This is a genomic window from Actinomycetospora endophytica (assembly GCF_021026375.1).
Lineage (GTDB): Bacteria > Actinomycetota > Actinomycetes > Mycobacteriales > Pseudonocardiaceae > Actinomycetospora > Actinomycetospora endophytica.
Genome location: NZ_JAJNDB010000006.1, coordinates 39,966 through 65,042 on the forward strand (window position 1 = coordinate 39,966; position 25,077 = coordinate 65,042).

Sequence of the window (25,077 nt, forward strand, 5' to 3'; positions counted from 1 at the left end):
CGGGCGGTCAGGCCTCCGGCGCCGGGGCGTCGGCCCGGCCGAGGTCGTCGGTCCCGAGGGCGATCGCGCACAGCAGATAGGCCAGCACCGCGCCGACGCCCGCGCCCACCACCGTCCAGAACGAGCCGATCGCGGCGGGCACCGTCGTGAGCGTGGCCGGGATCGGGGGGCCGGGGGTGCCGCTCGCGGAGGCCTCGGCGCGGTCGAGCAGGACGCCGACCGGGTTGCGGTCGGTCAGCGGGCCGGCGAGCAGGGTCCCGATCCGGGCGGCCACCCAGGCCGCCGCCGTCGACGCGAGGGCGATCCCGACCAGCATCACCGGACCGCGCCGTGACCTCACCCGCCACGCCAGCGCTCCGACGACGACGCCGTAGGCGCTCGCGAGCAGGAAGAACACCGCGGTGGCGTCGAAGACGTGGTCGGACTCGGCCGCGAGGCCCGCGGTCGCGCCCGACGCCGTCGTCACCGTCTCCTGGCCCGGCGCGACCAGCGCCCACAGCACCCCGAGCAGCAGCCCGCCGGCCACGACGATGATCACCGTCCGCAGCACGGACCGGACGTCGCCGAGGAGCTCGGCGCGGCTGAGCAGGCCGGTGGGCTGCTCGGCGACGAACTCGTCGGCCGGGAACTGCTCGGCGCCCACGGTCACGGCCGCAGCCTAGTGACCGTCACCGCTGGGCCCTGGCGGCACTGGAGCTCTCGCCGTGGCGGCTGCACCGCGCCGTCCAGCCCATCGGGTCGACCTGCACGACCATGCGGCGGGCGCACTCCGGGCAGTAGCGCGGCGGGTCGACCATCGCGAGGCGGGCACGGCAACGCTCGTGGGCCTCGTCGTCACCGGTGGTCTCGCCACCGCACCAGGAACAGAACACGGTCGCCGTCAGAGGGTGTCGTTGAGGGCCTTGATCGGCATCTTGAGGCTGTCGAGCATCTCCAGATCCTGCTCCGCGGGGCGTCCGAGATTCGTCAGGTAGTTGCCGACGATGATCGCGTTGACGCCGCCGAGCATGCCCTGCTCGGCCCCGAAGTCGCCGAGGGTCAGCTCGCGGCCGCCGGCGAAGCGCAGCACCGTGCGCGGCATCGCGAGCCGGAAGGCGGCGATCGTCATGAGCGCGTCCGGGCCCTGCGGCACCTCGAGGTGCGCGAACGGGGTGCCGGGGTTCGGGATGAGGAAGTTCATCGGGACCTCGTCGGGCTCCAGCTCGGCGAGCTGCACCGCGAACTCGGCGCGCTGCTCGAGGGACTCGCCCATCCCGACGATGCCGCCGCAGCAGACCTCCATGCCCGCGGCACGGACCATCTGCAGCGTCTCCCAGCGCTCCTCCCAGGAGTGCGTGGTGACGACCTCGGGGAAGTGGCTGCGCGCGGTCTCGAGGTTGTGGTTGTAGCGGTGCACGCCCATCGCGGCGAGCTCGTCGACCTGCTCCTGGGTCAGCATGCCCAGCGAGCAGGCGACGTTGATGTCGACCTCGGCGCGGATCGCGGCGACGCCCGCACGGACCTGCTCCATGAGGCGCTCGTCCGGGCCACGGACGGCGGCGACGATGCAGAACTCCGTCGCACCGGTCTTCGCGGTCTGCTTCGCGGCCTCGACGAGGCGGTCCTTGTCGAGCCACGCGGCGCGCACCGGCGAGTCGAACAGGCCCGACTGGCTGCAGAAGTGGCAGTCCTCGGGGCACCCGCCGGTCTTGAGGCTGACGATCCCCTCCACCTCGATGTCCGGGCCGCACCAGCGCATCCGGACCTCGTGGGCCAGCGCCAGCGCCTCGGTGAGCCGGTCGCCGGGCAGGCGCAGCACCTCGAGCACCTGTGCCTCGGAGAGTCCCTCGCCGCGCTCCAGGACCTGCTCGCGGGCGACGGCGAGGATGTCGTCGCTCGTGCCACCGGTCTCGCGGGCGGTCTCGGTGCTCGCCGTCACGCGTCGCTCCTCGTCGTCGGGGATGGTGCTGGAGGAAATGTCGGCCCCGGAGGGTGTCGACCGGCCGGAGTCTGCCTCACGGTGCGCGATCACGGCAGTGCCGGGACCCACTGCCCGCCCAGGACGGGATGCAGACCACACCGCGCGGCGTGTTCGAAGGTCCCCGGGTCGGTGTCGCCGAGCCCCGCGGGCAGGACGCCGAGCAGGGGCGCGCCGGTGACGACCGGGAGGTCGGCGAGGTTGGTGCGCTCCGCGAGGTCGGGCTGCTCGGGGTACGCGCCGACGACGGTGCCGGTGAGGGTCAGGCCGCGTCGCGCGAGGGCCTCGGCGGTGAGAGCGGCGGTGTTGAGCACGCCCAGGCCGGCGGTCGCGACGACGAGGACCGGGGCGTCGAGGGCCGCAGCGACGTCGGCCAGGGTCTCGCCGTCGTCGTTGAGCCGGACGAGGAGGCCGCCGGCGCCCTCGATGAGCAGGAGATCGACGGCGGGGTTCTCGGCCGCGGTGTCCTCGGCGGCCTGCGCGACGTCGGCGACGCGGAGCGGGGCGAGGCCGCTGCGGCGGGCGGCGGTGGCCGGGGCGAGCGGCTCCGGATAGCGGGCGAGCTCGCGGGTGACGACGGCGTGGCCGGCGAGGTTCGTGACGTCGGCGAGGTCGCCCGGCGCTCCGGGCTCGATGCCCGTCTGCGCGGGCTTGAGGACGACGACGCGCTCGCCGGCCGCCGCTGCCAGGGTCGCGACGGCGGCGGTCACCACCGTCTTCCCGACCCCGGTCCCCGTGCCGGTGACGATCAAGGTCCGCACGTCGGACGAGAGTAGGGGCTGGTGCTGGGCGCTCGAATAGTGATATCACTTTGATGTCTTCAAGACAGCTCACCGGGGAGGTCGCCATGTCCACGCCGACGCAGGCCGAGATCGAGATGCCGGAAGCCCGCATCCGGGAGGTGGGCGCCCACGACGTGTCGGGGTGGGCGATGCTCGGCGTCGCCGTGCTGCTCCTGGTGGCGGCGGTCGTCGTCGGGCTGGTCGGCGGGCCCGGGCCGGCGATCGCGGTGGCCGTGGTGCTGCTGATCGCCGCAGTGGTGACGCTGCGCGGCCTGGTGGCGGTCTCGCCCGGTCAGGCACAGGTGGTGCAGCTGCTCGGGCGCTACCGCGGGACCGTGCGCACCGAGGGGCTGCGCTGGGTCAACCCGCTGACCAGTCGCCGCGCGATCTCGACCCGGATCCGCAACCACGAGTCCGACACCACCAAGGTCAACGACCTCGACGGCAACCCGATCGAGATGGCCGCCGTGGTGGTCTGGCGGGTCGACGACACCGCGAAGGCCGTCTTCGAGGTCGACGACTTCGTGCGCTTCGTCGACATCCAGACCGAGTCGGCCGTCCGTCACATCGCGGGCTCGTACCCCTACGACACCACCGACGAGAGCAGCCGCTCGCTGCGCGAGAACGCCGACGAGATCACCGCGATGCTCTCGGCCGAGATCGCGACCCGCGTGGAGTCGGCGGGCGTGCACATCATCGAGTCGCGGATCACCCAGCTCGCGTACGCCCCGGAGATCGCGCAGGTCATGCTGATGCGCCAGCAGGCGGGGGCGGTCGTGGCCGCGCGGGGTCGGATCGTCGAGGGCGCCGTCGGGATGGTCGAGTCGGCGCTGTCGCGGCTCGAGGAGCGCGGCACCGTCGAGCTCGACGAGGAGCGCAAGGCGACGATGGTCAGCAACCTGCTCGTCGTCCTCGCCGGGGACCGCTCCGCGCAGCCCGTGGTCAACGCGGGCTCGCTCTACCAGTAGGAGCGCGGGTGGCGGAACGCAAGAAGCTCCTGCTGCGCCTCGACCCGGCCGTGCACGACGCCGTGGCCCGCTGGGCCTCCGACGACCTCCGCAGCGTGAACGCCCAGATCGAGTTCCTCCTGCGGCGCGCGCTCGACGACGCCGGGCGCTCGCCCCGGGAGGCCCGGCCGATGCGCGGGCCGGGGCGTCCGCGGCGACCGGACGAGGGCGACGAGGGCGGGGACGGCGCTGCGGAGCCCGAGAGATGAGTGATCACCGAGATGACGAGGATCTGAGGCCTGAGCGTCCAGATCCTCGTCCTTCCGGTGATCTTGGCCGGACGATGGACACCGGTACGGCCGGTCCGCGGGGGCTAGAGCCAGTTGCGGACGCGTACGACGTTCGGGTCCAGGACGGGTCGCTCGGCGTCCTCGACGTCGGGACGCGGGGTCCCGTCCATGTCGTGGACCGCGCCGCAGCACCCGCAGCGCAGGTAGTCGGAGCCTTCCGCCAGCGGGCGGCGACAGCGGCCGCAGTGCCAGAGTCGGAAGGCCGACCTGCTGTCCGTGACGGTCACACCATCCTCCTTCGGGATCGATTCCGTAAAGCGCTTTCCAGCATGCCACCAGCCCCGTCGCGACGCTCGTCCGCCCCGCCGGGAACGACGCTGCTCACCCCGTCAGGGCGGTCCCCCGCACCGCCGGGAGCACCTCGGCGAGGACCCGGTCGACCAGCGCGAGGTCGTCGGCGCCGAGATCGGCGCGGGCCGTCAGCCGCAGCCGCGAGGTGCCCTCCGGGACCGACGGCGGGCGGAAGCACCCGGCGCGCAGGCCCGCCTCGGCGCAGGCGTCCCGCGCCGCCGTCGCCAGCTCCGGCTCGCCGAGCACGACGGGGACCATCGCGGCGGTCGGCTCGGCCACGCCGGCCCACGAGGCCGCCGCCCGCGCCGACGCCGCTACGGACGCCGCGGCCGCGTGCAGCGCCGCGACCCGCTCCGGCTCGTCGCGCAGGACCCCCAGCGCCGCCTGGGCCGCCCCGGCGGCGGCCGGAGCCAGCGCGGTGTCGAAGATGAACGAGCGGGCCGCGTCGATCAGATGGGCGATCACGTCGGCGTCGCCGAGCACGACCCCGCCCTGCGATCCCAGCGACTTCGACAGCGTCGCCGTCACGACGACGCCCCGCTCCCGCATCAGCCCCGCCTCCGCGACCAGCCCGGCCCCGGGCCGCGACGCCGGGCCGCGCACCCCCAGCCCGTGCGCGTCGTCGACGAGCAGCACCGCGCCACGGGCCCGGCACACCGCCGCGAGCTCCCCGAGCGGCGCGAGCCCGCCGTCCACCGAGTCCACGCCGTCGGTGACCACCACGCGGCGGGTCTCCGGCGCCTCGGCCAGCACCGCGTCCACCTCGGCGGGCACCGAGCAGCGCGACACCACGACCCGCGCCCGCGACAGCCGCGCCGCGTCCACCAGCGACGCGTGTGCCGCCACGTCGGAGACGACGACCGCCCCGCGACCCGAGAGCGCGGTCACGGCACCGAGGTTCGCGGTGTAGCCGGACGAGAACACCAGCGCCGCCTCGGCCCCGCAGAACGCGGCCAGCTCCTCCTCGAGCGCTGCGTGCAGCCGCGTCGTCCCGGTCACCAGCCGCGACCCGGTCGACCCCGCGCCCCACGTCCGCGTCGCCTCGACCGCCCCCTCGACGACCCGGGGGTCGCGGGCGAGGCCCAGGTAGTCGTTGGAGGCGAGGTCGACGAGCGGCTCGACGACCTCCCGCGGGGTCAACGAGCGGCGCAGGCCCGCCGCGCGGCGGTCCTGCGCCGTCTCGTCCAGCCAGGCCAGGGGGTCGTTCACAGCCGACACCCTAGGGACTGCTCAGCCGCTGACCGGGAAGGTGGTCGCGGAGCTGACTCGATGGTCCAGCTCCGCTCCGCTGCGTGTCCCGGCACCGAGCCGATCCGTCGACGCCGGGACGAACCGGTCGCCGTCGAGCACCGACATCCGGGCGGTCGCGATGTCGAAGAACAGCCCGACGAGCCGGACCCGGCCCTCCTCGACCGCGGTCGCCACCCCGGGATGACGGGCCAGCCGGTCGAGCTGGACGGCGACGTTCACCATCGCCAGCCGGTCGACCTCGCTCGCCACCGCCGCCCCGGCGTGCTCGCCGACCGGATGACCGCTCCGGAACCGCGACAGGCTCTCGGAGGCTCCCTCGAGCCAGCGCCCGAGAGCCCCGTCGAACCCGCCGTCGGACCGCAGCACGGCCTGCATCGCCCCGCACCCGGAGTGGCCGCAGACGACGAGCGTCGGCACGTGCAGCGCGTCGAGGGCGTACTCGACCGTCGCGCCGACCGAGTCGTCGCCCCGGCCCCCCAGCGGGGCGAGGTTGCCGACGTTGCGGACGGTGAAGAGATCCCCGGGTCCCGACGAGGTCAGGACGTTCGGCACCACCCGCGAGTCGCTGCAGGTCAGGAACCAGGCGTGCGGGGCCTGGCCGTCGGCGAGGTCGGAGAGGTACGGCGCGACGAGGCCCGCGGCGCGGCGGTGGTACTCCCGCAGCCCGGTGAGGATCGGGTCGGCACCCGAGGCGCCGCCGCACCCGTCGTCGCACGGCTCGCTGCTCCGGTGACCGTGCCCCCAGCCCTCGCCGTAGGTCGCGTCGTGCCCGGCCTGCCAGACCGACCACGGCGCGAGGAAGCGCGGCACCGGCCCGGGCCGGCGGTCGCCGGGGCCGCCCGCCGTCGCCTCCCGGCGGGCGACGAGGCCCATCGTCCCGACCTCGTCGACCCGCACCGAGCCACCGGAGAGCCGGTGGCGGTCCTCCCACTCGGAGAGGTGGTCGAACGCCGCGTGGTCGAGGTAGTCGGTGACGAGGTCGACGACGACGTCGGCACCCTCGGGGATCCGGGCGAGGCGGCGCGAGAGGCGCGGCACCGACAGGAAGCACAGCGCACCCTCGACGACGACGTGCCACGTGCCCTGGCCGCTGCTCGGCTCCTGGACCTCGATCGACGCCCACACCACGCGCCGCAGCACCATCAGCAGCGCGAGGCCGAGCCCGATGAGCACACCGGTCAGCAGGTCGACGAACACCACGCCCAGGATCGTCACGACGTAGATCGGCAGCTCGCCGTGACGGTGCAGCTCGCGCATGTGCGCGATGTTCACCAGCTTCGCGCCGATGTGGACGAGCAGCCCGGCGAGCACCGCCATCGGGATCTGCTGGACCAGGCCGAGCAGCGCCACCGAGAAGACCACGATCCACACGCCGTGCAGCACCGCCGAGGTCCGGGAGCGCGCGCCGGCCGCGGCGTTGGTGGAGCTGCGGACGATGACGCCGGTGATCGGCAGGCCGCCGAGCAGTCCGGAGAGAGTGTTGCCTGCTCCCTGACCGACCAGCTCGCGGTCCAGGTTCGACGTCTGGCCCGGGCGCAGCTTGTCGACCGCGACGGCCGACAGCAGGCTCTCGATCGAGGCGATGATCGCCACGGTGAACACGCCGACGATCACGCCGCCGAGATCGGACGTCGGCAGCACCGGCAGCGCGATCGCGTCGAGCACCGACCCGCCGACCTCGACCCGCTCGACCGGCAGCATCAGCACCGACGCGACGACGGTCAGGAGCGTGACCGCGAGCAGCGGCGCCGGGATGCCCTGGATCCAGGCGGGGACGCTGCGCGGCAGCCGGGGCCAGGCGAGCAGGATCGCGATGACGGCGAGGCCCAGGGTCGCCGCGGGCCCGTGGACCGAGATCAGCTGACCGGGCAGCGCGAGGACGTTGGCGATCGCGTCGTCCTGCTGCTCGCCGCCGAGGACGACGTGGAGCTGGCCGAGCACGATCGTCACGCCGATCCCGGCGAGCATCCCGTGCACGACGGCGGGTGAGATCGCCAGCGCCGCCCGTCCGGCCTTCGAGAAGCCGAAGACGAGCTGGAGCAGGCCCGCGGCGACGGTGATCGCGCAGGTCACGCCCCAGCCGAAGCGGTTGACGAGGTCGGCGACGATCACCGTGAGGCCGGCGGCCGGCCCGCTGACCTGCAGCGCCGACCCGCCGAGGGTGCCGGCGACGATGCCGCCGATCGCCGCCGCGATCAGCCCGGCGGTCAGCGGGGCGTCGGAGGCGACCGCGATGCCCAGCGACAGCGGCACGGCGACGAGGAAGACGACCAGCGAGGCCGGCAGGTCGTAGCGCAGGTTGGCACGGAAGTCGGCGAGGGCGGCGCCGAGCGACGAGGAGGACGGGGGTGGGGACGACGGCGCGGGGGGCGGCGTCGAGGCGGGAGCGCTCATGGGTGAGGGGAGTCCTCCGGACGGATCGTCTCGGCGCCGGCGGGCGTGCGACGTCGTCGTCGCGACCGGCGGCGCCCGGGGCGGTCCGAGCGGCCTGCGGCGTCGTGGGCGGCAGTGGGCTCGGGTCGGGGTCGAGCTGAAGGCGGGCGATCCGGACGAACCGGACGTTCCACGGGGAAGTCTGCACGACTCCGATCGCGCGCAACCCGGTTCACCGGTCGTTCACGTGACTGCCGGTACCGGGTTCGGCGTGATGACGTCCCCCGGACCCGACCGGAGGGACACCGGGCCCCGGAGGATGATCACGCTCGGGCGCGATCGGCCGTTCGGCCCCGTGATCGACGTCGCACGATTGCGTCGATCAGGTGAAAACGGAACAGATCGCCCCTATCGGTCTCGGTCGCCGGCGACCCGGGCCGACACACAGGCCAGTCACACACCCGCCACACGCTCCTCGGCCCGTGCTGTCAGCCCGTGGCGGCCGCGGCGACGACGGCCCGGGCGATCCGGTCCACGTCGTCGGGCGGGGTGACGAACGGCGGCATCGTGTAGACGAGGTCGCGGAACGGCCGCAGCCACACACCGTGGGACTCGGCGGCGGCCTGCGCGGCGGGGACGTCGACCTGGTGATCCAGCTGGACCACCCCGATGGCTCCCAGCACACGCACGTCGCGAACCCCGGGGACCGTCCGCGCCGGCCCGAGACCCGTCGTCAACGCGTCACCGATGGCGGCCACCTCACCGCGCCAGTCCCGGCGCAGCAGCTCGTCGATGCTCGCGAGGGCGACCCGGGAGGCGAGCGGGTTCCCCATGAACGTCGGCCCGTGCATGAGTCCGCCGCCGCCGCGCTCGTCGCTCACCGCGTCCGCGACGGCGGACGTGCACAGCGCCGCGGCGAGCGTCAGGTAGCCGCCGGTCAGGGCCTTCCCGACGCACAGCACGTCCGGCGCGACCCCGGCGTGGTCGGCGGCGAACAGCTCGCCGGTGCGCCCGAAGCCGGTGGCGATCTCGTCGAACACGAGCACCAGGTCGTGCCGGTCGGCGATCTCCCGCAGCGTGGCCAGGTGCCGCGGGTTCTGGAAGCGCATCCCGCCCGCCCCCTGGACGACCGGTTCGACGATGATCCCGGCCAGTTCGTCGGCGTGTTCCGCCGCCAGCCCGGCCAGGTGCTCGTCGTAGGCGGCGTCGTACTCGGCGGGCGGGGCGTCGGCCGGCGGGACGTCGGCGAAGACCTGCTCGGGGAGGAAGCCCTTCCAGAGCGAGTGCATCCCGCCGTCGGGGTCGCACACGCTCATCGCCGCGAACGTGTCGCCGTGGTAGCCGCCGCGCCAGGTCATCATCCGGGTGCGTCCGGCCCGGCCGCGCGCCCGCTGGTACTGCAGGCACATCTTCACCGCGACCTCGACCGACACCGAGCCGGAGTCGGCGAGGAACACGTGGCGCAGCGGCTCGGGCGTGATCTCGACGAGCCGGGTCGCGAGCTGCACGGCCGGATCGTGGGTGAGGCCACCGAACATGACGTGGCTGTACTCGTCGGCGGCCGTCCGCAGCGCCCCGTCGAGGGCGGGGTGGCGGTAGCCGTGCACCGCGGCCCACCAGGAGCTCATGCCGTCGACCAGCTCACGCCCGTCGTCGAGGGTGAGCCGCACGCCCTCGGCCGAGGCCACCACCAGCGGGTCGGTCCGCCCCGGCATCGGGCCGTAGGGATGCCAGACGTGCTCACGGTCGCGGGCCCGGAGGTCGTCGGGTGCGGGTCGCGGCAGGCCCGGAGTGGTGGACACGCCTACGATCGTCGGTCATGGCCGCGCGGGGGGTGACGCACGGGTCGGGCTCCACGGCACCGGCGACGTCGTCGGGTTCGGCCGAGGACGCCTTCTCCCGCCGCCGCGAGGTGGCCGCGACGAGCGCCCGTTCGCTGTTGCTCACCGTCCTCGGGGAGTTCGTCCTCCCCCGGGGCGAGCCCGTCTGGACCCAGGCCGTCCTGGACGCCCTCGGCTCCGTCGGGGTCGAGGAGAAGTCCGCCCGCCAGGCGCTCGCGCGGACCGCCGCGGACGACGTCGTCGTCTCCGAACGGGCCGGACGACGGGTCCGCTGGTCGCTGACGCCGTCCGGGGAGCGGCTGCTCTCCGAAGGCGCGGAACGGATCTACGCCCACGGGGCGCCCCGGCCGGCCTGGGACGGGCGGTGGCTCGTGCTCGTCGTGAGCGTCCCGGAGGCACAGCGCGCGCTGCGCCACCAGCTGCGCACGCAGCTCGCGTGGGCGGGGCTGGGCTCTCCGGCGCCCGGCGTCTGGGTGTGCCCGGACGCCGAGCGGGTCGCCGAGGCCCACCGCGCGCTGACCGACGTGGGGCTCGACGAGGGCGCGCTGGTCGTCGTGGGCGGCACCCACGGCGGGCTCTCCGACGCCGAGCTCGTGGCCCAGGCCTGGGACCTGCGCGAGCTCGAGGCCCGCTACGCCGAGTTCGTCGACCGGTTCGCCGACCTCGAACCCGACCCCGCCGACCCGATCGCGATCCTCGCCGCACAGGTCCGGCTGGTGGACGCGTGGCGGCGCTTCCCGTTCCTCGACCCGCAGCTGCCGGCCGAGCTGCTCCCCGCCGGCTGGGTCGGCGCGCGGGCCGCCGAGGTGTTCCACCGCCGCCACGAGGCGTGGGCGGCGGGGGCACGGGAGGCGTTCGTGGCGCTGGGCTGAACTCTGCTCGTGTCCGAGCGCTTGCGTTCGAGCGCGCTCGAAGCAGCACGATGGCCGCCAGCACCATCGTCACAGCGCGAGGAGATCGCCTCATGGAGCTCGGCTTTCACATCCCGATCTTCGACATCGACGGCGGGCCGACGGCCATCGCCGCCGAGCTCGGTCGGGTCGGGAGCGCCGCGGAGTCGTCCGGCGCGAGCTGGCTCTCGTTCATGGACCACTTCTTCCAGATCCAGCCGACCGGCCTGCCCGCCGAGGCCCACATGCTCGAGGGCTACACCACCCTCGGCTACCTGGCCGCCCACACCTCGACGATCGACCTCGGCCTGCTCGTCACCGGCGTGACGTACCGGCATCCCGGCCTGCTCGCGAAGACCGTGACCACGCTCGACGTGCTCTCCGGCGGCCGCGCGGTGCTCGGGATCGGGGCGGCGTGGTTCGAGCGGGAGCACCTCGGTCTCGGTGTCCCGTTCCCGCCGCTGGCCGAGCGGTTCGAGCGTCTCGAGGAGGCGCTGCAGATCTGCGGCCAGATGTGGGACCCGAAGGACAACGGTCCCTACGAGGGCAAGCACTACCAGCTGGCGGAGACGCTGTGCTCGCCGCAGCCGCTGCACCGGCCGCGGGTGCTGATCGGCGGGGGCGGCGAGCGCAAGACGCTGCGCCTGGTCGCGCAGTACGGGGACGCCTGCAACCTCTTCGCGTCCTCCCCCGCCGACATCGAGCACAAGCTCGACGTGCTGCGCCGCCACTGCGACGACGTCGGGCGGAACGTCGACGACATCCGCATCACGATCATGGCGAACAACCCGCGGCCCGGCCCGGACACGCTCGACGAGTTCGTCCGCGCGATGGCCGACTACGCCGCGCTCGGGGTCGACGCCGTGATGGTCACCCCGACGACGGGCTCGCCCGCGGCGTGGATCGACGGGATGGCGCCGGCGGTGCCGAAGCTAGGTGCCTTCGGCTCGTGAGCACTCATTGACGCTGGGACGTCAATGAGTGCTCACAGGGCCGGAGGCCACCTACGCGGTCGGGAGCCAGATCTCCCAGGCGATGCCGTCCGGGTCGGCGAACGACACGAACTCGGCATAGCCCGCGTCGCGGACCGGCGAGTGCTCGACCCCCTGCGCGTCGAGGTGGGCGATCCAGGAGTCCAGCGCCCCGCGATCGGCCACGGTGACCGCGAGGTGGTCGAGGCCGGTGCGCTGCGGGTCGAACCGGTCGTTCGAGCGCTCGTACGGCTCGTGGATCCCCAGGACGAGCCCGGAGTCCGGGTGGCGGACGAGCTGCCGCGGGTGCCGCGCCTCCGGCGGCCCCTCGCGGCGCTCGCTCGCCTGCTCGAACCCCAGCACGCGCTCGTAGAACGCCACGCTGACCGCCATGTCGCGCACGACCAGCGCGACATGGGCGGCCCGCGTGAAGGTGGGTGCGGGCACTACTGGATCCACACGGTCTTCGCGTTGGTGAACGTCTGCGTCCCGAAGCTCGCGAGCTCCCGGCCGTAGCCGGAGTTCTTCGCGCCGCCGAACGGGACCTCCGGCGTCGAGGCGGTGATCTTGTTGATGTTCATCATCCCGGTCTCGACCTCGTTCACCAGTCGCTCCGCCTCGCCCGCGTCCTGGGTCCAGGCGCTGCCCCCGAGCCCGAAGCTCGAGTCGTTGGCGATCGCGATGGCCTCGTCGATGTCCTTCGCGCGGAAGAACAGCGCGACCGGGCCGAAGAGCTCCTCGTAGTAGGCGGGCGCGCTCTTCGGGATGTCCGCGAGCACCGACGGCGGGTAGAAGTTGCCGGCGCCGCCGAGCGGCTTGCCGCCGGTGAGCAGCTTCGCCCCGGCGGCCACCGAGTCCTGGACCTGCTTGTCCAGCTCCTCGAGACCCTGCGGGCCGGACATCGGTCCGAGGTCGGTGTCCGCGGCCATCGGGTCGCCGACCGTGAGCGCCTCCATCTTCTCGACCAGCAGGCGCTGGAACTCGTCGGCGACCTGCTCGTGGACGATGATCCGCTTCGCGTTGATGCAGGACTGGCCGTTGTTCAGCGTGCGCGAGGCGACCGCGGCGTCGGCAGTGGCGTTCAGGTCGGCGGAGGGCATGACGATGAACGCGTCGCTGCCGCCGAGCTCGAGGACGCTGGTCTTGACGTTCTTGCCGGCCCGCGCCCCGACCTCACGGCCGGCGGGCTCGCTGCCGGTGAGGGTCACGGCGCGGATGCGGTCGTCGTCGACCATGGCCTCGATCATCGACGAGCCGATCAGCAGCGTCTGGAACACGTCGGCCGGGAAGCCGGCCCGCACCAGCACGTCCTCGATGGCCAGCGCGACCTGCGGCACGTTCGAGGCGTGCTTGAGCAGCCCGACGTTGCCCGCCATGAGCGCCGGGCACAGGAAGCGGAAGACCTGCCAGTACGGGAAGTTCCACGGCATGATCGCCAGGACCGGGCCCAGCGGCTGGTAGCGGGTGAAGACCCGGGCGTTCGACGGTGCGTCCGCGGGGTCCCACGGGTGGTCGGCGAGGTGGGACTCGGCGTGGTCGGCGTACCAGCGACACCCGAGGGCACACTTGCCGACCTCGGCCTTGGCGGCCGCGAACGTCTTGCCCATCTCGAGCGTCGCGAGCTCGGCGAGGCGGTCGGTCTCGGCGTCGAGGATGTCGGCGGCGGCGCGCATCCACCCGGCGCGCTGGGCGAACGTCGTGTCGCGGTAGGTCTGGAAGGCGTCCCAGGACCGCTGGATCCGGTCCTCGAGCTGCTGCTGGGTGAGGGAGTCGAACTCCCGGACGGTCTCCCCGGTGGCGGGGTTCGTCGTCGCGATGGCCATGACTCCGGTCTACCCCTTCGCACGGCGTCTGCACACGCCGAACCGTTCAAGCGTCAACCGTTCGGAACCGCCCGGTCACAGTCCGGGGAACACCCGCTGCGCGTTGCCGCCGAGCACCGCGTCGGTGAGCTCCTCGGAGAGGCCGAGATCGCGTATCGCGGCGACGTTGCGCGCCGGGCTCGCGGCCGGGGAGTCCGTCCCGAAGATCGACTTCGTGGCGACGCGGTCCAGCCCGGAGCTCGCGTAGTAGGTGGGCAGTCGCTTCGGTGGGAGCCCCGCGATGTCGAGCCAGACGTTGTCGCGGGTCAGGGCGAGGGACGCCGCGGCGTCGTAGCTCCACCCGCGGCCGCCGTGGGCGAGCACGACGGTGAGATCGGGGAAGTCACGCAGCACGTCGTCGACGAGCACCGGGTCGCCGTGGCGCGAGGTGGCGCCGGGGAAGAACGACGGCCCGGTGTGGACGATCACCGGGATGCCGCGTTCCACGCAGCGGGCGTAGGCCGGGTAGAGCTCGCGGTCGTTCGTGGCGATCCCCGCGTGCACCGGGTGAATCTTGAGGGCGACGGCGCCGTGGTCGAGCTGGCGGTCCAGTTCGCGGGCGACCGGGTGGTGCACGTGCGGGTTGACGTTGGCGACGATCCGGAAGCGCTCCGGGTCGTGCCCGACGATCGGCAGCATGTCCTCGATCGTCTGCCAACCGGTGGCCTTGGGGCTGTACTCACAGAAGAGCAGCACCCGGTCCGCGCCCTCGTCGGCGAAGTAGCGGCTGATCCGCTCGGGGACCGGCGCCCCGTCGTCGTCGTAGAGCGACGCCCAGCGCTCGGCGTTCCCGGCGGGCCCGATCCACGTCTCCCACGGCACCTTCAGGCGCGCGAGGTGCGCGACGTGGACGTGGGCGTCGACGATCATCAGCAGGTGGCCTCCGGCCTCGTGAGCACTAATTGTCGTTATAGCAACACCTAGTGCTCACGAGCGCGCAGCGCACCTCGGCCGTCGTCGGCTCCGGGGCGGTCGCCGGGTCGATCTCGGAGCTCGCGCCGGGGACGCGGTCGGCGATCACCTGCTCGTCGCGCGCCCAGGTCGAGGCGGCCGCGAGGAACCCGGTAGGTCCACTCCTCGGCGAGCGACCGGGTCTCGGCGAACACGATCGGCACCGTCGGGTAGCGCACCTGCAGCTCGGCCAGGCCCTCGGCGAGGAGGGCCGGCCGTACCCGTTGCAGCGCGAAGACCTGCGAGTACCGGTCCTCCACGACGACGGCCGCCCGCGAGAGGGTCGCGAGCTCCGCGACGGCGTGACGCAGCGTCGAGTCGAGCAGGTTGCCGACGAGGTCGGCGGGCGACTTCCGCTCGACCGACGCGACGAGCGTGTCCCCGACGACGATGGCGTAGTCACCGCAGCTCAGGGCGCGTTTGGTGGTGGAGACCTGCTGGCCGGCGAACCGGTAGGCGTAGCGCTCGTGGGAGTCGACGACGATCTCCGGCGCCGCCTCGGTACCGGCCGCGCGGGCGGTCGGCGTCCGAACCTGCGGCCGCGCCTGCTTGCGCGTGCGCGGTGACTGCCAGAAGACCATCTCCCGCCCGCGGGCGCGGGTGTAGACGACCTGGGAGCGCTTCTCCCGGTGTCGGTCGGCCACCACGTCGATCGCCGCGCCGTAGCGGGCGCACTGCCGCAGCGGCATCCGTTCGACGACGTCGGGTCCGTCCGGCCACTCGTCGCGGTCGACCGGGTGGCAGTAGAGCGCCTTGGTCCGCGGCCACGTGTCCGACGTCCGGAAGACCAGGCCGTCCCCCAGCGGGACCCACACCAGGTACGCGAGCGTCGAGTCCGGGTCCGGGTTGCGGGCGATGACCAGGTCAGCCACGGCCCCGGACCCTGGTAGGGCCCGGGCCGTGCCTGGTGCTCGCGGCCTAGTCGAACAGGTCGGGATCCGTGCGCACGATCTCGTCCCACAGCGGCTGGAAGGAGAACCAGCCGGAGTAGGCCGACCCGGTCTGCTCCGCGGTGAACTTCGCGTTGGCGTGGTCGATCTGGGTCGGTGTGCCCGCGGCCTCGGCGAGCAGCTGGGCCTGGCAGTTGCGCTCGGTGTTGACGAACCACCACGCGGCCTCGGCGACGGTGTCGCCGACCGTGAAGATGCCGTGGTTCTGGTGGAACACCATCTTCCGGCCGGTCAGCCCGGTGGCGAGCGCGCGCCCGACCTCCGGGTCGAGCACCACCGCGCCGCGCCCCTCGGTGACGACGCCGTGGTTCTCGTAGAGCGCGCAGGCGTCCTGGGTGATCGGGTCGAGCGGGCGGGCGAGCGACGACCACGCCTTGCCGTACACCGAGTGCGCGTGCGCGGCGGCGACGACGTCCGGGTGCGCGGCGTGCACCGCGGAGTGGATCACGAAGCCCGCCTGGTTCACCGGCTTCTTCCCGTGCACGACGTCGCCGTGGTGGTTCACGGCGATGAGGTCCGAGACCCGGATGTGCCGGAAGCTCATCCCGAACGGGTTGACCCAGAACATGTGCGGGTCCTCGGGGTCGCGCACCGTGATGTGACCGGCGATCCCCTCGCCGAAGCCGAACTTCCCGAAGATCCGGAAGGCGCCCGCGAGCTGCTGCTTGCGGTGGAGCCGCTCCTCTGCGCTCGTCGCGAAACTCGGCGGCTGCGGCATCTCGATACCCTCCTGGGAGGGCCGGAAGGCGGACATGCCGTCGGTGCTGGGCTCCTGCGTGGGTGCGGCCATGCCTCGACGGTGCGCCGCGACACACGCGCCGGTCAAGGCCTCGTCGGGAGCGGGCGCACCGGAGGATGATCGAGGCCATGCCCGCACCCGGCGTCGCGCTCTCCAAGCTCGGATTCCTCACCATCGGGACCTTCGACGGCGACGATCCCGGGCCGGGTCACGAGCACCTGCTGGCCGAGATCGAGCTCGCGGAGCAGCTGGGGTTCGACAGCGTCTGGTTGCGCCACCGGCACCTGCAGTACGGCGTGTCCTCGCCGGTGACGCTGCTGGCGGCGGCCTCGCAGCGGACCTCGCGCATCGAGTTCGGCACCGCGGTGACACCGCTGGGCTGGGAGAACCCGCTGCGCTACGCCGAGGACCTCGGCACCCTCGACATCCTCTCCGGCGGCCGGATGAACCCCGGGATCAGCGTCGGCCCACCGATGCACTGGGACGACGTCAAGGAGGCCCTCTACCCGGACACCGCCGACGTCGAGGACTTCACCTACGAGCGCGTGGCGCGCCTGCACCGCCTGCTGCGCGGCGAGCAGGCCAGCGCGTTCTCCGGCACCGAGGGCATCGAGCAGTTCTCCGACCACGTCCAGCCGCACTCCCCCGGGCTCGCCGACCGGCTCTGGTACGGCGCGGCGAGCGAGAGCTCCGCCCGCCGCGCCGGCGAGCAGGGACTGAACCTGCTGACGTCCAGCGTCGTGCGGGTCGCCCCGGACGAGGAGCCGGACTTCGCCGCCATCCAGGCCGGCTCGATCCGCGCCTTCCGCGCCGCGCACCCGGCCGGGGACGCGGCCCGGGTCTCGCAGGGCCTCGTCGTCATCCCCACCGACTCGGCGACCGCCGAGCAGCGCGCGAAGTACGAGGCCTACGTCGAGGCGCGCACCCCGCGGACGGCCGAGCCGCAGGGCCCGGGCCGGCTGCTCTTCGCCCGGGACATCCTGGGGACCTCGGCCGAGATCGCCGAGGCGCTGTACGCCCACGCCGGCTTCCGCGAGTCCCGGGAGGTCGTGTTCGCGCTGCCGTTCTCGTTCGCCCACGACGACTACGTCCAGATCCTCACCGACATGGCGACGAAGCTGGGTCCGGCGTTGGGGTGGAGCGCTCAGGCGGGGGCATGATCGGGGCATGCCGACCCCCGGTGTGCCCCTGGAGAAGCTCGGTTTCCTGACCCTCGGCACCTACGACGGCGACGATCCCGCCCCGGGACACGAGCACCTGCTCCGGGAGATCGTCCTGGGTGAGGAGCTCGGGTTCGACTCGGTGTGGCTGCGTCACCGGCACTTCCAGTCCGGCATCTCCTCGCCGGTGACGATGCTCGCGGCGGCCTCGCAGCGCACGTCGCGGATCGACTTCGGGACCGCCGTGACCCCGCTGGGCTGGGAGAACCCGCTGCGCTACGCCGAGGACCTGGGCACCCTCGACATCCTCTCCGGCGGGCGGATGAACCCGGGCATCAGCGTCGGCCCGCCGATCCACTGGGACGACGTCAAGGGCGGGCTCTACCCCGACACCGCCGACGTCGAGGACCTCACCTACACCCGGGTGGAGCGCCTGCTGCGGATCCTGCGTCGCGAGCCGGTCAGCACCTTCTCCGGCGTCGACGGCATCGAGTCGTTCACCGACTGGGTCCAGCCGCACTCCCCCGGGCTCGCCGACCGGGTCTGGTACGGCGGCGGCAGCCGGCGCTCGGTGCGCTGGGCCGGCGAGCAGGGCCTCGCGATGCTCACCAGCAACGTGATCCAGTCCGAGGGCCACGACCTCGGCGACGACGCCTCCCGGGTCTTCGAGCAGATCCAGCGCGAGCAGATCGAGCTGTTCCGGTCCGTGCACCCGCTCGGCGGGGCGGCGCGGGTGTCGCAGGGCCTCGTCGTCATCCCCACCGACACCGCGACCGCCGACCAGGAGGCGCGCTACCGCGCGTACGTCGAGGCCCGCACGCCCCGGACCGCGGTCGCCCACGGGCCCCGTCAGATGCTCTTCGCCCGTGACCTGGTGGGGTCGTCGGAGGAGATCGCCGAGGCGTTGTACACGAACGCCGCGTTCCGGGAGGTCCGCGAGGTGGTGTGGGCGCTGCCGTTCACCTTCGAGCACGCCGACTACGTGCAGATCCTCACCGACATGGCGACGAAGCTCGGGCCGGCTCTGGGATGGTCGCCCAGGGCGAGCGGAGCGACGGGGATCGGGGCGGCCGGATGAGTGTCCACGTGGAGCATGACGGACCGGTCACGACGGTGACCCTCGACCGGCCCGCGCGCCGCAACGCCGTCGACGGGCCGACGGCGGCCGCGCTGGCCGACGCGTTCCGGGCCTTCGACGCCGACGACGACGCCGCGGTCGCCGTGCTGCACGGCGCGGGCGGGACGTTCTGCGCGGGCGCCGACCTCACCGCCGTCGCCACCCCCGACGGCAACCGGACGGAGCCCGACGGCGACGGCCCGATGGGGCCGACCCGGCTGCGGCTGTCGAAGCCGGTGATCGCCGCCGTCGCCGGGCACGCGGTGGCCGGCGGGCTGGAGCTCGCGTGCTGGTGCGACCTGCGGGTGGCCGACGAGACCGCCGTGTTCGGGGTGTTCTGCCGGCGCTGGGGCGTGCCGCTGATCGACGGCGGGACGGTGCGGCTGCCCCGGCTCATCGGGACGAGCCGCGCGATGGACCTGGTGCTCACCGGTCGCCCGGTCGGTGCGGCGGAGGCGCACGCGATCGGGCTGGCGAACCGGGTGGTCCCGGCCGGGGAGGCACTGGCGGCGGCCCAGGCACTGGCACTGGAGCTCGCGGCATTCCCACAGGTCTGCCTGCGTGGCGACCGGGCGTCGGTGCTCGACCAGGAGGGGCTCGACGAGCAGGCCGCCCTGGCCGCGGAGTTCGCGCGGGGCCGGGCGGCCCTGGACGCCGAGACCGTGGCCGGCGCTGCCCGGTTCGCCGCAGGCGAGGGCCGTCACGGCTCGTTCGGGGCCGACGCTTGACGTCCTGGTCGACGAGACCGAAGAACCTTCGACATCTCCGTCGAAGGGTGTCCGCATGAGCGAGCAGGTTGCCGGCACGAAACGGTTCGCGCTGGTCACCGGCGGCTCCGCCGGCATCGGCTACGCCATCGCGCGCATGCTCGTCGACGACGGCTGGTCGGTCACCATCTGCGGCCGCGACGAGGACAAGCTCGCGGCCGCCTCGGCGCAGCTCGGCCCGACGGCGACGCCCGTCGCCGCGAATCTCGCCAGGTCCGGGAGGCCGAGCGCGTCCAGGCCCGCCACCTCGAGCAGCACGGTGGGCTCGACCTGCTCGTCAACAACGTCGGCGTCGGCGGTCGCTCCCCGATCGAGACGAAGACCGACAAGGCGCTGGATCTCGAGCTCGACCTCAACTTCCGCGTCGCGTTCCGACTGCTGCGGGCCACCATCACGAGCCTCCGGGAGTCCGCCGCCCGCCACGGCCCGTCGACCGTCGTCAACGTCAGCTCGCTCGTGGCCCGCCAGACTCCGCCGACGGTGTCCGTCTACGCCGCCACCAAGGCGGCGCTCGTCGCGCTGAGCAACTCCGCCCACGCCGAGCTGAGCCGCGACGGCATCCACGTCACCGCGCTGCTCCCGGGCTTCGTCGACACGGCGGGGGCGTCGTGGGCCTCGTCGGCCCAGGACACGATGATCACCGCCGAGGACGTCGCCGAGTCGGTGCGCTTCCTCCTGCGGACCTCGCCGCGGTGCTTCGTGCCGGAGCTGATGCTCACCACCTCCGGCCCGGGCGTCCTGCACTCCCCGGTCGACTGGGAGAACCCGTAGCTAGCCCAGGCAGCGGGGTCCGAGCAGGGCCTTGAGGTCGCCCATCAACGCACCCGAGTTGGTGACCTTGAGCCCGTCGTCGAGCCGCAGGACGTGGCTCGCCCCGTTCGCGGCCAGCAGCGTCAGGTGCACCTCGCTCGGCCCCGGGTGCGCGACGAGCACCTCCTTGAACTTGCCGACCCGCTCCGGCGTGCACTTCGCGCTCTCGATCTGCACGCGGACCGGTGCGGCGGCGCCCGACCCCGTGGACAGGTCGGGAACGGCGAGGTCCTCGACGAACAGGCTGACGCGGTCGTCGCGCTTGTTGACCTTGCCCTTGAGCAGCACGATCGCGTCCTCGGACACGTCGATCGACACCGCCGCGTAGGTCCGCGGGAAGAACAGCACCTCGATTCCGGCGGCGAGGTCCTCGATCTGCGCCGACGCCCAGGGCTCGCCCTTCTTGTTCACCCGGCGCGTGACGCTCGCGAGGATGCCGCCGACGGTGACCGCGGCGCCCTCCGCCACGTCCCCTTCGAGGATCTTCGTGATGGGGGTGTCGGCGCGGCTGGCGAGGACGTGCTCGATCCCGTTCAGCGGGTGGCCGGAGACGTAGAGGCCGAGCATCTCGCGCTCGAGGGCGAGGCGGTGCTTGGGCTCCCACTCCCCCTCCGGCACCTTGACGTCGAACATCCCGGTGGTGTCCGAGGGGTCGTCGTCCGCCTGGTCGTCGTCGAAGGATCCGAACAGGTCGAACTGGCCGTCCGCCTCGGCGCGCTTGGTGGTCATCACCGAGTCGATCGCCTCGGCGTGCACCAGGGCGAGGCCCTTGCGCGGGTGGCCGAGCGAGTCGAACGCGCCGGCCTTGACCAGCGACTCGACCACCTTCTTGTTGCAGACCTGCTGCTCGACCTTGCGCAGGAAGTCCGAGAAGTCGGAGTAGCTCCCCTTCTCGCGGCGGGTGGCGACGATCGAGTCGACCACGTTGGTGCCGACGTTGCGGATCGCCGAGAGGCCGAACCGGATGTCGTCGCCGACCGGGGCGAAGTCGCGCACCGAGTCGTTGACGTCGGGCGGGAGCACCGTGATGCCCATCTTGCGGCACTCGGACAGGTAGATGGCCGCCTTGTCCTTGTCGTCGCGGACGCTGGTGAGCACCGCGGCCATGTACTCGGCGGGGTAGTTCGCCTTGAGGTAGGCCGTCCAGTACGAGACCACGCCGTAGGCCGCGGAGTGCGCGCGGTTGAACGCGTAGTCCGAGAACGGCAGCAGGATGTCCCAGAGCGTCTTGATCGCGTCGTTGGAGTAGCCGTTGTCGCGCATGCCCTGGGCGAAACCCTCGTACTCCTTGTCGAGGATCTCCTTCTTCTTCTTGCCCATGGCGCGGCGGAGCAGGTCGGCCTTGCCCAGCGAGTAGCCCGCGAGCACCTGGGCGATCGCCATGACCTGCTCCTGGTACACGATCAGGCCGTAGGTCTCGCCCAGCACCTCCTTGAGCGGCTCGGCCAGCTCCGGGTGGATGGCCTTGACCTCTTGCCGCTTGTTCTTGCGGTCGGCGTAGTCGTTGTGCGCGTTGGCGCCCATCGGACCGGGCCGGTAGAGCGCGCCGACGGCGGAGATGTCGTCGAACTCGGTGGGGGCCATGCGCCGCAGCAGGTCGCGCATCGGGCCGCCGTCGAGCTGGAAGACGCCCAGGGTGTCGCCGCGGGAGAGCAGCTCGTAGGTCGGCCTGTCGTCGAGCCCGAGGTTGTCGAGGTCGAGCGGCTCCTTGCCGTTGAGCGTGATGTTGTTCAGCGCGTCGTCGATGATCGTGAGGTTGCGCAGGCCGAGGAAGTCCATCTTCAGCAGCCCGAGGGTCTCGCAGACCCCCATGTCGAACTGCGTGATGATCGCGCCGTCGGCCTCGCGGCGCTGGATCGGGATCACGTCGAGGAGGTTCTCCTTCGACATGATCACGCCGGCGGCGTGCACACCCCACTGCCGCTTGAGGCCCTCGAGGTCCTTCGCGGTGTCGACGATCTCCTTGACCTGCGGGTCCGACTCGTAGAGCGCCCGCATCTCGGTGGCCTCGGAGTAGCGCTTGTGGCTGGGGTCGAACACCCCGGAGAGCGGGATGTCCTTGCCCATCACCGGTGGCGGCATCGACTTGGTGATGCGGTCGGCCACCGCGTAGCCGGGCTGCCCGTAGAGCACGCGCGCGGAGTCCTTGATCGCGGCCTTCGCCTTGATCGTGGAGTAGGTGATGATCTGGGCGATCTTCTCCTCGCCGTACTTCTCGGTGACGTAGCGGATCATCTCGCCACGCCGGCGCTCGTCGAAGTCCATGTCGATGTCGGGCATGGAGACGCGCTCGGGGTTGAGGAAGCGCTCGAAGATCAGCTTGTGGTGGATCGGGTCGAGCTCGGTGATCCCCAGGACATAGGCCACGAGGCTGCCCGCCGCGGATCCACGGCCGGGCCCGACGCGCAGGTTGACCTCACGCGCGTGGTTGATGAGGTCGGCGGTCACCAGGAAGTAGCCCGGGTACCCCATCTGCATGATGACCGAGACCTCGTACTCGGCCTGCTTGCGGTAGTTGTCCGGGATGCCGTTCGGGAACCGCCAGTGCAGCCCCCGCTCGACCTCCTTGACGAGCCAGCTGCCCTCGGTCTCCCCCTCGGGGACCGGCGCCACCGGCTGCAGGTCGCGGCCCTCGGTGAACTCGACGTCGACCCGCTCGGCGACGGCGAGGGTGTTGTCGCACGCCTCGGGGAAGATCGGGTCCCACTGGTCGCGCATCTCGCGCGCGCTCTTGAGGTAGAAGTCCTGCGCGTCGAACCGGAAGCGGTTCGGGTCGTTCATCGTCTTGCCGGTCTGGACGCAGAGCAGCACCTCGTGCGGCTTGGCGTCCTTGGCGTAGGTGTAGTGCAGGTCGTTCGTGGCCAGGCCGGGCAGGTCGAGCTTCTTCTTGAGGTCGTAGAGGTCGTCCCGGACCCGGCGCTCGATCTCGATGCCGTGGTCCATCAGCTCGCAGAAGAAGTTGTCCTTGCCGAAGATGTCCCGGTAGTCGCTCGCGGCCTGCATCGCGCCGTCGCGGTCGCCCTGCTGGAGCAGGCGCGCGACCTCGCCCGACGGGCAGCCCGTCGTCGCGATGATCCCCTTGCCGTAGGTCTCCAGCAGCTCGCGGTCCATGCGCGGCTTGTAGTAGTACCCCTCGAGGCTGGCGAGGCTGGAGAGCCGGAAGAGGTTGTGCATCCCCTCGGTGTTCTCCGCCAGCAGCGTCATGTGGGTGTACATGAGGTCGGGGTTGTCGCTGCCGTTGGCGTTCTGCCCGATGGAGGCGCGCTTGCGCTCGTGGCGCGAGCCCGGCGCGATGTACCCCTCCATGCCGATGATCGGCTTCACCCCGTGCGCCTTCGACTTCTTCCAGAACTCGTAGGCGCCGTAGGTGTTGCCGTGGTCGGTCATGGCCAGGGCGGGCATGCCCATGCGCGCGGCCTCGGAGAACAGGTCGTCCAACCGGGCGGCCCCGTCGAGCATGGAGAACTCGGTATGGGTGTGGAGGTGGACGAACGAGTCGTCGGACACGCCAGGAACCTCCCCGCAGGAACGGCCATCGGGACGCGGGCAACGCTACCTCTCGGGTCCGACAGCCTGGCCGCTCACTCGGGCGGTGGGACGTCGGTGCTGCTCATCGCCCCGCGACGGCGTGTCGACACCTCGAGCAAGCTCGAGGCCCGGGCACCGGCCGCACGGGCAGCACACCGAGCCGTCGCACGGGAGCGGCCGGAGGTCCTCGTCGCACCCGTCGTCGTCGTACCCGCAGTCGTCGAACCCGTCGTCGACCTCGAGCCGGGCGTCGAGGTTCTCGACCCCGCTCGCGAACCGGAGCCACTCGTCGGGACGGACGCTCCCGCCCTGCCGCACCCGCTGCACGAGCGCGACGTCCCACGCCGTCAGCCCCTCGATCCGCCGTCCTGTCCGCCTCATGGCGACCCTCCTCACCTCGTCGGTGAGCGGAGAGTGGCAGGAGGGTCCGACAGTCACCGGCGGTAGCGACCCGCCGTCGGGATGGCCTACAGGACGCCGGCGCCCTGCAGGGCGGCCCGGATGACCTCGCGCTCGGCGTCGTCGACCTCGACCAGGGGCAGCCGCAGCCGGCCGGCCGGGCGACCGACCAGCGCCAGCGCGGCCTTCACCGGGATCGGGTTGGTGGTCACGCCCATCGCGTCGAACACCGGCTTGAGGGACGCCTCGATCTCGGCCCGGTTCTCCGGCTCGTCGACCATCCGGCGCATCTGCGGGCCGACCACGTGGCTCGCGACGAGGATCCCGCCGCAGCCGCCCATGTCGAGCACGGCGGCGAACAGGTCGTCGTTGCCCGCGTAGATCCCCAGCCCGTCGACCGGGGCGAGGTTCGCGTTGTTGGCCTGCTTGACGTAGTCGACGTGCTCGATCTGCGCGAGCTCGGCCAGCTGGTCGTTGGGGATGTCCAGCGAGCAGCGCGAAGGGATGTTGTAGAGCACGACCGGCTTGTCGGTGGCCCGCGCGATCTCGGAGTAGTGCGCGTGCAGGCCACGCCGGTTCGGCCGGTTGTAGTACGGCGTGACCGAGAGGATCGCGTCCGCGCCGACCTCGGTGGCCCGCTCGGTCATCTCGACGGCATGGCGGGTGTCGTTCGAGCCGGTCGAGGCGATGACCGTGGCCCCGGCCGGGCGCTCGGAGCTCGCCAGCTCGACCAGGCGCAGGTGCTCGTCGGTGGAGAGCGTCGGCGACTCCCCGGTCGTCCCGCACACGACGACGCCGTCCGACCCGTGCGCGCACAGGTACTTCATGAGGTCGACGAACGCCTTCTCGTCGACGGCCCCGCGGTCGTCGAAGGGGGTGACGATGGCGGTGAGGACGGTTCCGAGCGACACACGGACAGGTTGCCTTGTCGGAGTGCGGCGCGTCGAGCCCACCCCCGGCCACGGAGCGCCTGGTGTCGGCCGGGTGGGGACGGCCGGAGCGCCGCTTCACACGAGGGGTACGTCAGGCATTGCGGCCGGGCGCCGGGGATGCCTCACATACTGATGATCATGGGCGGGCAGGGCGGCTCCGGACGAGGCGCGGCGTCCACGTCGGGCGGCCGCTTCTCCGGGCTCCTCGG

At 72.6% G+C, this 25,077-nt stretch carries 24 protein-coding genes and 1 pseudogene; 9 read left to right on the plus strand and 16 right to left on the minus strand.

Annotated features, from left to right (window positions below; genetic code table 11):
- Positions 1–7: 7 nt before the first annotated feature.
- The 4 genes from LQ327_RS23875 to bioD all read right to left on the minus strand — a co-directional run bounded on the left by LQ327_RS23875 (position 8) and on the right by bioD (position 2,718).
- The gene (locus tag LQ327_RS23875; protein WP_230738283.1) at positions 8–649 is read right to left on the minus strand and encodes a DUF2567 domain-containing protein; all 642 of its coding nucleotides are present in this window, start codon (positions 647–649) and stop codon (positions 8–10) included.
- 19 nt (positions 650–668) lie between these two features.
- A complete protein-coding gene (bsaP, locus tag LQ327_RS23880; RefSeq protein WP_230738284.1) occupies positions 669–872 on the minus strand; it encodes a biotin synthase auxiliary protein BsaP in 204 nt (67 codons plus the stop codon).
- Between the two features lie 8 nt (positions 873–880).
- Entirely contained in the window at positions 881–1,918 is a 1,038-nt protein-coding gene (gene bioB / locus LQ327_RS23885) for a biotin synthase BioB (protein ID WP_230738285.1), read from the minus strand.
- An 89-nt stretch (positions 1,919–2,007) separates the two neighbouring features.
- A complete protein-coding gene (bioD, locus tag LQ327_RS23890; protein ID WP_230738286.1) occupies positions 2,008–2,718 on the minus strand; it encodes a dethiobiotin synthase in 711 nt (236 codons plus the stop codon).
- Positions 2,719–2,804: 86 nt separating this feature from the next.
- Here bioD and LQ327_RS23895 point away from each other — a divergent pair, with 86 nt between their 5' ends.
- Together LQ327_RS23895 and LQ327_RS23900 are read left to right on the plus strand one after the other, a co-directional pair.
- Positions 2,805–3,707: an SPFH domain-containing protein gene (locus tag LQ327_RS23895; RefSeq protein WP_230738287.1), complete on the plus strand. Its 903-nt coding sequence runs from the start codon at positions 2,805–2,807 to the stop codon at positions 3,705–3,707.
- Between the two features lie 8 nt (positions 3,708–3,715).
- Positions 3,716–3,955: a type II toxin-antitoxin system antitoxin gene (locus LQ327_RS23900; RefSeq protein ID WP_230738288.1), complete on the plus strand. Its 240-nt coding sequence runs from the start codon at positions 3,716–3,718 to the stop codon at positions 3,953–3,955.
- A gap of 104 nt (positions 3,956–4,059) precedes the next feature.
- Here LQ327_RS23900 and LQ327_RS23905 read toward each other — a convergent pair whose 3' ends face one another.
- The 4 genes from LQ327_RS23905 to LQ327_RS23920 form a co-directional block, all read right to left on the minus strand.
- Positions 4,060–4,263, minus strand: coding sequence for a hypothetical protein (locus LQ327_RS23905; protein ID WP_230738289.1), 204 nt, complete (start codon positions 4,261–4,263; stop codon positions 4,060–4,062).
- A 94-nt stretch (positions 4,264–4,357) separates the two neighbouring features.
- Positions 4,358–5,536 carry an 8-amino-7-oxononanoate synthase gene (locus tag LQ327_RS23910; RefSeq protein ID WP_230738290.1) on the minus strand — a complete coding sequence of 393 codons (1,179 nt, stop codon included), beginning with the start codon at positions 5,534–5,536 and terminating at the stop codon, positions 4,358–4,360.
- Between the two features lie 21 nt (positions 5,537–5,557).
- Complete coding sequence (locus LQ327_RS23915) at positions 5,558–7,972, minus strand: SulP family inorganic anion transporter (protein ID WP_230738291.1); 2,415 nt, start codon at positions 7,970–7,972, stop codon at positions 5,558–5,560.
- Between the two features lie 467 nt (positions 7,973–8,439).
- Positions 8,440–9,753 carry an adenosylmethionine--8-amino-7-oxononanoate transaminase gene (locus LQ327_RS23920; RefSeq protein WP_308286365.1) on the minus strand — a complete coding sequence of 438 codons (1,314 nt, stop codon included), beginning with the start codon at positions 9,751–9,753 and terminating at the stop codon, positions 8,440–8,442.
- Between the two features lie 17 nt (positions 9,754–9,770).
- Between LQ327_RS23920 and LQ327_RS23925 the strand changes: the two genes are divergently transcribed.
- Complete coding sequence (locus tag LQ327_RS23925) at positions 9,771–10,664, plus strand: PaaX family transcriptional regulator (protein WP_230738292.1); 894 nt, start codon at positions 9,771–9,773, stop codon at positions 10,662–10,664.
- A 92-nt stretch (positions 10,665–10,756) separates the two neighbouring features.
- The gene (locus LQ327_RS23930) at positions 10,757–11,635 is read left to right on the plus strand and encodes an LLM class F420-dependent oxidoreductase (protein WP_230738293.1); all 879 of its coding nucleotides are present in this window, start codon (positions 10,757–10,759) and stop codon (positions 11,633–11,635) included.
- 51 nt (positions 11,636–11,686) lie between these two features.
- On the opposite strand, the gene LQ327_RS23935 is transcribed toward LQ327_RS23930, so the two are convergent.
- The 5 genes from LQ327_RS23935 to LQ327_RS23955 all read right to left on the minus strand — a co-directional run bounded on the left by LQ327_RS23935 (position 11,687) and on the right by LQ327_RS23955 (position 16,206).
- Complete coding sequence (locus tag LQ327_RS23935) at positions 11,687–12,100, minus strand: VOC family protein (RefSeq protein WP_230738294.1); 414 nt, start codon at positions 12,098–12,100, stop codon at positions 11,687–11,689.
- Positions 12,100–13,476 (minus strand): NAD-dependent succinate-semialdehyde dehydrogenase, encoded by a 1,377-nt coding sequence (locus tag LQ327_RS23940; protein WP_230738295.1) that lies wholly within the window; start codon positions 13,474–13,476, stop codon positions 12,100–12,102. Before LQ327_RS23940 ends, LQ327_RS23935 begins: the two co-directional genes overlap by 1 nt.
- A 75-nt stretch (positions 13,477–13,551) precedes the next feature.
- Positions 13,552–14,385 (minus strand): amidohydrolase family protein, encoded by an 834-nt coding sequence (locus LQ327_RS23945; RefSeq protein ID WP_230738296.1) that lies wholly within the window; start codon positions 14,383–14,385, stop codon positions 13,552–13,554.
- A gap of 50 nt (positions 14,386–14,435) precedes the next feature.
- Positions 14,436–15,338, minus strand: coding sequence for an ERCC4 domain-containing protein (locus tag LQ327_RS23950; RefSeq protein ID WP_230738297.1), 903 nt, complete (start codon positions 15,336–15,338; stop codon positions 14,436–14,438).
- A 46-nt stretch (positions 15,339–15,384) separates the two neighbouring features.
- Positions 15,385–16,206 (minus strand): class II aldolase/adducin family protein, encoded by an 822-nt coding sequence (locus LQ327_RS23955; protein WP_230738298.1) that lies wholly within the window; start codon positions 16,204–16,206, stop codon positions 15,385–15,387.
- Positions 16,207–16,283: 77 nt separating this feature from the next.
- Between LQ327_RS23955 and LQ327_RS23960 the strand changes: the two genes are divergently transcribed.
- From LQ327_RS23960 to LQ327_RS23975, 5 genes and pseudogenes are all read left to right on the plus strand, one after another.
- A complete protein-coding gene (locus LQ327_RS23960; RefSeq protein WP_230738299.1) occupies positions 16,284–17,315 on the plus strand; it encodes an LLM class flavin-dependent oxidoreductase in 1,032 nt (343 codons plus the stop codon).
- A gap of 7 nt (positions 17,316–17,322) precedes the next feature.
- Positions 17,323–18,393, plus strand: a complete 1,071-nt coding sequence (locus LQ327_RS23965; RefSeq protein ID WP_230738300.1) for an LLM class flavin-dependent oxidoreductase — start codon at positions 17,323–17,325, stop codon at positions 18,391–18,393.
- Positions 18,390–19,160 carry a crotonase/enoyl-CoA hydratase family protein gene (locus LQ327_RS23970; RefSeq protein WP_230738301.1) on the plus strand — a complete coding sequence of 257 codons (771 nt, stop codon included), beginning with the start codon at positions 18,390–18,392 and terminating at the stop codon, positions 19,158–19,160. Before LQ327_RS23965 ends, LQ327_RS23970 begins: the two co-directional genes overlap by 4 nt.
- A gap of 136 nt (positions 19,161–19,296) precedes the next feature.
- Positions 19,297–19,344, plus strand: a pseudogene (locus tag LQ327_RS35310) (hypothetical protein); the annotation flags it as partial.
- Between the two features lie 125 nt (positions 19,345–19,469).
- Positions 19,470–19,970 carry an SDR family oxidoreductase gene (locus LQ327_RS23975; RefSeq protein WP_269070845.1) on the plus strand — a complete coding sequence of 167 codons (501 nt, stop codon included), beginning with the start codon at positions 19,470–19,472 and terminating at the stop codon, positions 19,968–19,970.
- Here the strand turns inward: LQ327_RS23975 and dnaE are convergent, their stop codons facing one another.
- The 3 genes from dnaE to dapA all read right to left on the minus strand — a co-directional run bounded on the left by dnaE (position 19,971) and on the right by dapA (position 24,847).
- The gene (gene dnaE, locus LQ327_RS23980; RefSeq protein ID WP_230738302.1) at positions 19,971–23,516 is read right to left on the minus strand and encodes a DNA polymerase III subunit alpha; all 3,546 of its coding nucleotides are present in this window, start codon (positions 23,514–23,516) and stop codon (positions 19,971–19,973) included. It abuts the gene before it with no gap.
- A gap of 45 nt (positions 23,517–23,561) precedes the next feature.
- Positions 23,562–23,918, minus strand: coding sequence for a hypothetical protein (locus LQ327_RS23985; protein WP_230738303.1), 357 nt, complete (start codon positions 23,916–23,918; stop codon positions 23,562–23,564).
- An 86-nt stretch (positions 23,919–24,004) separates the two neighbouring features.
- Positions 24,005–24,847, minus strand: a complete 843-nt coding sequence (dapA, locus tag LQ327_RS23990; protein ID WP_230738304.1) for a 4-hydroxy-tetrahydrodipicolinate synthase — start codon at positions 24,845–24,847, stop codon at positions 24,005–24,007.
- Positions 24,848–25,077: the final 230 nt, after the last annotated feature.